Source organism: Romboutsia maritimum (genome assembly GCF_002251085.2).
Classification (GTDB): Bacteria; Bacillota; Clostridia; order Peptostreptococcales; family Peptostreptococcaceae; genus Romboutsia_B; species Romboutsia_B maritimum.
Window position 1 is genome coordinate 1 of the sequence record NZ_NOJZ02000046.1, and the last position, 7,101, is coordinate 7,101.

Genomic DNA, 7,101 nt, shown 5'->3' on the forward strand with positions numbered 1-7,101 from the left:
TCTGATATGACAAGTTTAACTATAGATCCATCGATTCCTTATTTTAGTGTAGATATGGTTATGGCAATCATGAATTTACCTATTTCGTTATATGGTCCGATTGCTGATTCGATTTTATGTATTGAAACAGACTTTTTCACTTTAGATGAAGAAGTTGAAGGAAAGTATTATTTTATTCCACAAGTTGAGTCATGCCAAAAACTATTAACTTCATTAGGATTTGTTGATTCGGGGAGTAACTAATGGCAAATGTAACAGTAGGTATAGCAGAATTTAAGATTATAAAGTCGCCTGATCAGATTATGACGGTTGGACTAGGATCTTGCTGTGGTGTAGTACTTTACGATGAACTAAATAAGGTTGCTGGATTAGTTCATATTTTACTTTCAGACTCAAAGTGTGAAAAAAATATAGTAAACAAGGCGAAGTATGCAGATACAGGGATTACTTTATTATATGAAGAAATGAAAAAAGTTGGTGCAAACCCTAGGCTTATACGAGCAAAGTTAGCTGGTGGTGCACATATGTTTAATTATAAAAATACAGCAGGGAGTATATTTACTATTGGAGAAAGAAATGTAAAAGCATGTAAAGAAACATTAGCTAAATTAAGAATTTCTATTGTTTCTGAAGATGTATTAGGTTCTTGTGGAAGAACTATTATATTTGATACTCTTACAAGTAAACTCCGTATCAAAAGTGTTGGGAAAAATGAAAAATTTATTTAAAAGGAGGATGTATTATTCGTGAGCACAAATGATGAAATAATAGATAATAAACTAGATGATTTGTATATGGTATTTATTATAAATAATCAAAAGTATGCATTATCATCAAAATATATTATAGAAATTATTGAAATGTTACCTATAACGAAAGTTCCGTTCCTACCTGAGTATATGAAGGGGATTATAAATTTAAGAAGTACGATTATTCCTGTAATGGATGCTAGGATGAGATTTGATATGAATTCAATTGATTATAATGAGAGAACTTGTATAATTATAATTGAAAATGAAATGAATAAAATAGGATTGATAGTTGATGCTGTAAATGAAGTTATGAATATTTGCCCTGATAAAATTATGAAAACGAACTCAAATAAAGATGAATGTAAGCAAGACTTTATAAAAGGTGTTAGTGAAATAAATAATGAAATTCAGATGATATTAGACTGTGATTCATTAATGGAAATTGTAGAGGATATGAATAATGGAATTAACGAATAGAGATTTTGCACGATTGAAAAATTTTATGTATAATAATTATGGAATAAACCTTGAAAAGAAAAAAACACTAATTGAAACAAGATTAGTATTGATGGTAAAGCGTTTAGGATTTGCTGATTTTAAAAGTTATATAGATAGTTTGATGCAAGATAAGACAGGAGAACAAGTATCTATTTTAGTGGAAAAGCTAACAACGAATTTCACTTATTTTATGCGTGAGGAGATGCACTACGAATTTTTAAAAGATGAAGTATTATTACCTAGTTTGAAAAAACCACCAATTGGAGGTATAAAAATTTGGTCTGCAGCTTCATCAACTGGAGAAGAAGCATATTGCATTGCTATGTTAGCGTCAGCTATACTTGGAAAAAATTCAAAGTCAAAAGTACATATAACAGCATCAGATATTTCTAATAATGTATTAAAGAAAGCAAAGGCAGGGATTTATTCAGAAGATAAACTCTCTAAATTACCACAATCATGGGTTAAAAATTTCTTTCAAAAGATAAATGAAAAAAATTATGTAGTTATTGAAAATGTGAAAAATTTAATTGAATTTAAATATTTTAATTTGAATAATAGTATAGGTTGGGATAAGTGTAAATATGATGTTATTTTCTGTAGAAATGTTATGATATATTTTGATAATCCTACAAAGCAGAAATTATGTAAGAAATTATATGAATCACTAAAACCAGGAGGATATTTGATAATTGGAATGTCTGAAAATTTATCTAATTTAGAAACAGATTTTGAATGTGTAAAACCATCAGTGTATAAAAAAAGATTTTAATTGATGAAAATGGAGGAAAATTTATGAAAAGAGTATTAATAGTTGATGATGCAGCATTTATGCGTATGTCCATTAAAAATATGCTTTCAAATTATGATTTTGAGATAGTTGGAGAAGCAGAAAATGGTTTGATGGCAATTGAAAAATATCAAGAATTACAACCAGATATTGTAACGATGGATATTACTATGCCAGAAATGGATGGATTACAAGCATTAAGAGAAATAAAACAAATTGATCCAGGTGCATCAATTGTAATGGTATCAGCATTAGGACAAGAGGCTAGAATGAAAGAGGCAATTATTTATGGAGCAAAAGGATTTATTGTAAAGCCTTTTAAAGAAGAAATGATTGTATCTGCTTTATCTAAATTATAATTTATTTTGATAATAAATAATTAAATTTAGAGTACAACATTAAGAAATAGTATCATAAAAGCAAGATGTTTAGACATCTTCCTTTTGTGATATTGAGTTAGAATAATATTATTTAGCACAGTTAAGATTATTTGTGTTTATAATATTGGAATAAGTTAAAATGTTAGATAGAAATCATAATGACACTACAAATAGAAAATTAAGTATAAATAAATTTATATAAACCTGTTGGAGATAATGATATTATATTAAATAGGAGATGATTTTTTTAGTCTAGAAGAAGGTATTGGAGTTGAAATTTTAGACAATTTTAAGATATTGCAGGGGTATATAGAATTATCTAATATAAGTATGCAAAATGAGATGACAGATTTGATTTTAGTGAAAAAAGATTTCTATTTAATAATAGAGGAATTAAATCCGTAGATGAAATGTGGAGAATGGTAAACAATCTTCAAGGAAGATAAAATTTAAAGAGGAGATATAATAAAATATTATGAATCAAGAAATAATTGTATATGACTTTAAAAAACCACAAAGATATTCTACAGACAATATGCGATTTTTATCTGTAATATCAGAAGAATTTTGTAAGAATTTAAATATATTTGTAGCTTATGAATTAAAAACACCAAATATAGTATGTAAATTAGAAAAAGTAGAACAAACAAATTATGAAGAATTTATGAATATGATATCAAATGATTCTGTAATTGTTGAACATGCAATACAGCCTTTAGTTCAAGGTCTTATATATCAATTAGACAAGAGTATTGCACTTACACTTATAGATTTAATGCTTGGTGGAGATGGTGTATTTGATGATTATGAAAGAGAACTTACAGAAATTGATAGGGAATTAACATCACATATGGCGAGTAACTTTTTAACAAAAATGCATATCTTTGAAGGTTGCAAAAATAGAGAAGTTTCTAATGTTTATGCTAATGCAGGATCTAGTCAAAAATATCCAATAAGTGAGTCAGTTATTATTTGTCATATGAAAATGATGAATGGTAATAAAGAAATAGGTAAAATGAGTTTTTGTAATCCGTTTAGTTGTTTGGAGCCAGTATTAGACCAATTAGAACCTAAAAGACTTTTTATAAGTAAAAACAAAGAATATGATTTTGAATTTACAAGTGCAATATACAATAAAGTTCAGGGACTAAATACTGGTGTATCTGCAAGACTAGGAACAACTAAAATAAATGTAGAAGAACTTTTAAAACTAGAATTAGGTGATGTTATAACTCTAGATACTAAAATAAATGGGGATATAGATTTTTATGTAGGAGATTCAAAATCATTTAAATGTAAGCCTGGTATTATTAAAAATAAAAATAAAAAGGGCATTATTATAACAAATAGCATAAAAAAGGAAGCATAATCATTAAGTAATAGAATTAGGTACTTTTGAAGATGAAGAAGTTCAGATATATTATGTTAGTATATAGATATAGACACAAATAATCGAACCGATTATAATTGAGTGAGATTAGAAAGGACGTGTCTAAAAATGGAGAGAGATTCAGAGAAATTTAAGAAAATCTAACTTCCTAAATATTCTACGTATTCATATTGACGTATAATACTAGGTGAGATAGATTTTTCTTGATTTCTTGAGGACTATAAAAACATACCATAATAAGCTAAAAATATTAAATTAATATATTTTTTAATTTAAATATTACTTCCTACCATATATGTTCCAAATAATCAAAATAATCTGTTTTGGTAAAGTATAACTTAAATATCATATCTCATTTTATAGACATAGTATAAAGTTAAGTCATCTTTTTTTCTGTATTTAAAGTACTTATATAGTTTTACATATAAAAATGTATAACTATGTAATGTTCCTATGATTTTAAGTTTTCATAATCTTTGAGAATTTCCAATAAAGTATACAAACTATAACATAGAACAATCACCTGAAATTTAGTACATGACTTATGAACTTAAGATGTAATTAATGTATGTAAATAAACTAATAAGCTTATAATAAAACATATTAGCTTTTATTGTTAGACTCTGTTACAATGAAATAGCATTAAAAAAGAAAGAGGTGTTTGTCATAAATAATTATAAAACAACTGAAAATAAGTATGAAACTCAAGGTTCAGTTACCCTAATAACAATACTTAAAAAAAATAATACTGAACTTGTGGCTAAAATAGATACTGAAGATTTAGAAAAAGTTCAAGCAATGGGAACTTGGTTTGCTGAGTGGCACAAAGACTTTAATAGTTACTTAGTTCAAAACTTAACTGTAACTAAAGAAAACAAGAAAATAAAAAGTACTAAGAAAAATATTCAATCAGTAATATTAGATACACAATCATCAGCTCCAATTAAGCATATAAATGGAGATACATTAGACAATAGAAAATGTAACTTAGAGCTGGTTAATACAAAAGAAAAAAATGAATATGAAGTTATAGATGATGAAACGATAGCTGTAATATTAAAAGACAAATACGGTAAAGCTCAAGCAAAAGCTTTAGTATCGTTTAAAGATTTAGATAGAGTAATAAATAAGAGATACACATGGATTTATCACAAAGGTTATAAGCAACCTCAAGTGATAGCTCATACTCCAAATGGAAAAGTTAACATGGAAGATGTTATAATGAAGCCAGGAGAAGAAGAGAGAGTTCATCATATAAACCTAAATCCATTAGATAATAGAAGAAAGAATTTAGAAAATAAAAGTAAATAATTGAAAAATACTAAGCGTGGTGTGAGTTGTCCTATCACGTTTTTTCACTAATGCAACAGTATTAATAAATGTAAAGATATTGTTATCTTATAAAGCTAAAGCCCTAGAACTTAAATTCTAGGGCTTTAATTTTATGTAAAGATTTGTATAATTTATGTTTAAATGTCTAAATTTTTAGAATTAAATGAAGGTGATAAAACTATATTGTAGAAATTTATATATATTAATTATTGATATTTAAAGTCTAAAAGGATTTTAAATAAATTTTATTTTTGTGTTTTTTAAAATTTTAAAATGGAGGGGTACTATGAAGAAGAAAATATTAGGAACTGTAGTAGCATTTTTAATGACCTTTAATTTATTTGCATGTGGAACAAATATATTTGCACAAGAAACAGTAGGGGATTATGGAAAATATGCATATGACATTTTAAGATATTTAGATAAAAATCTTCGTGAAAGAATAGCAGGAACTAAACAAGAAGTTGTAACAGCTGAGTATATTAAAGACAAACTTAAAAGTGCTGGATATGAAGTTACTGCTCAACCTTTTAAGTATACAAAAAAAGGGGTAGAATACAATAGTCAAAATATTATTGTGACAAAAAAAGGTGACTCTGATAATCAAGTTGTAGTTGGAGCTCATTACGATAGTGTTGGAACTGCAGGAGTAGATGACAATGGTTCTGGTACTGTTGTAAATTTAGAAACAGCTATAAGAATGATTAATGTTGAAACTCCTTATACTATTAAATTTGTATTCTTTGGAGCTGAAGAAACTGGTCTTAATGGTTCTAAAGCTTATGTAGAGTCAATGACACAAAAAGAAAAAAATAATTTAGTTTATATGGTAAATATAGATAGTATTTTAGCTGGAACATATAGTTATTTATACAGTGGTAATTTTAATGAAAAAACTAAAAAAGTAGAAAATGCATGGCCTGTAGATCAAGCTATGGAACTTGCTAAATCTTTAAATTTAGATATGCATTTGAATAATACAAAGTTAAATTATAATTATCCATCACCTACAACAGGTAATTGGGGTGATCATGCGAGCTTTAGAAATTTTGTACCATATTTATACTTTGAAGCTGCAAACTGGGAATTATTAGATGATCCTAAAAATCCAGCGGATGGAAGTTCTGGTGCTTATGAAACTGAATCTGGTGAAGTAATGCATGTTCCTGGAAGAGATGATTTAACTTTTATTGAAAAGGAATGGGGAGATCATGGTAAAAATACAATAAAAAAATATTGTACTCTTTTACCAGCAGTATTACTACAGTTAAACCCAGAAGGATTAAAAACAAACATAGCAGATATGACAATAGGAAATATTGATAATAGAGTATATACAGGGAGAGAAATAACTCCAGTTGTAACAGTAAAAGATGGAAGTAAATTATTAGAAAAAGATAAAGACTATACTGTATCATATAGTGATAATAAAAGTATAGGAACTGCTAAAGTAACAATAAAAGGAATAGGAGACTATGTTGGAACTACAATTAAAACTTTTAAAATAAGTCATAAATCAAGCAAGAGTTCAAAACACCATTCTAGTTCAGATAGATCAATAATAAATATATCAGATATGACAATAGAAAATATTAAAAATGAAGTATATACAGGGAGAGAAATAACTCCAGTTGTAACAATAAAAGATGGAAGTAAATTATTAGAAAAAGATAAAGACTACACTGTATCATATAGTGATAATAAAAGTATAGGAACTGCTAAAGTAACAATAAAAGGAATAGGAGACTATGTTGGAACTACAATTAAAACTTTTAAAATAAGTCATAAATCAAGTGTAGGTTGGGTAAACATAAATGGAACATGGTATTACTTAAAAAATAACGGAGAAATGTCAATAGGTTGGGAAAAAGTAGGAAATAAGTGGTACTATTTATCTAATTCAGGAGCAATGCAAAAAGGATGGATAAATTTAAATGGAACATGGTACTATTTAAGAAA

8 protein-coding genes are annotated in these 7,101 nt (G+C 27.0%); all 8 read left to right on the top strand.

The genetic code is table 11. The features are described from left to right. Positions 1 to 243: hypothetical protein (locus CHF27_RS14300; RefSeq protein ID WP_456300100.1), on the top strand; the 243-nt coding region annotated here is incomplete at its 5' end. Continuing rightward, on the top strand, positions 243 to 728 hold the full coding sequence (locus tag CHF27_RS13080) for a chemotaxis protein CheD (protein WP_115976291.1): 486 nt from the start codon (positions 243 to 245) through the stop codon (positions 726 to 728). The genes CHF27_RS14300 and CHF27_RS13080, both read left to right, overlap by 1 nt. A gap of 18 nt (positions 729 to 746) precedes the next feature. After that, positions 747 to 1,229: a chemotaxis protein CheW gene (locus CHF27_RS13085; RefSeq protein ID WP_243445019.1), complete on the top strand. Its 483-nt coding sequence runs from the start codon at positions 747 to 749 to the stop codon at positions 1,227 to 1,229. Further along, positions 1,213 to 2,022 carry a CheR family methyltransferase gene (locus tag CHF27_RS13090; protein ID WP_095406701.1) on the top strand — a complete coding sequence of 270 codons (810 nt, stop codon included), beginning with the start codon at positions 1,213 to 1,215 and terminating at the stop codon, positions 2,020 to 2,022. Before CHF27_RS13085 ends, CHF27_RS13090 begins: the two co-directional genes overlap by 17 nt. 23 nt (positions 2,023 to 2,045) lie before the next feature. Further along, positions 2,046 to 2,399, top strand: coding sequence for a response regulator (locus CHF27_RS13095; RefSeq protein ID WP_115976293.1), 354 nt, complete (start codon positions 2,046 to 2,048; stop codon positions 2,397 to 2,399). Positions 2,400 to 2,895: 496 nt separating this feature from the next. Next, the gene (locus CHF27_RS13105; RefSeq protein ID WP_095405242.1) at positions 2,896 to 3,789 is read left to right on the top strand and encodes a flagellar motor switch protein FliM; all 894 of its coding nucleotides are present in this window, start codon (positions 2,896 to 2,898) and stop codon (positions 3,787 to 3,789) included. A gap of 678 nt (positions 3,790 to 4,467) precedes the next feature. Next, positions 4,468 to 5,121, top strand: a complete 654-nt coding sequence (locus tag CHF27_RS13110; protein ID WP_095405243.1) for a hypothetical protein — start codon at positions 4,468 to 4,470, stop codon at positions 5,119 to 5,121. 307 nt (positions 5,122 to 5,428) lie between these two features. Continuing rightward, the coding region (locus tag CHF27_RS14610; RefSeq protein ID WP_115976296.1) for a M28 family metallopeptidase at positions 5,429 to 7,101 on the top strand (1,673 nt) is incomplete at its 3' end.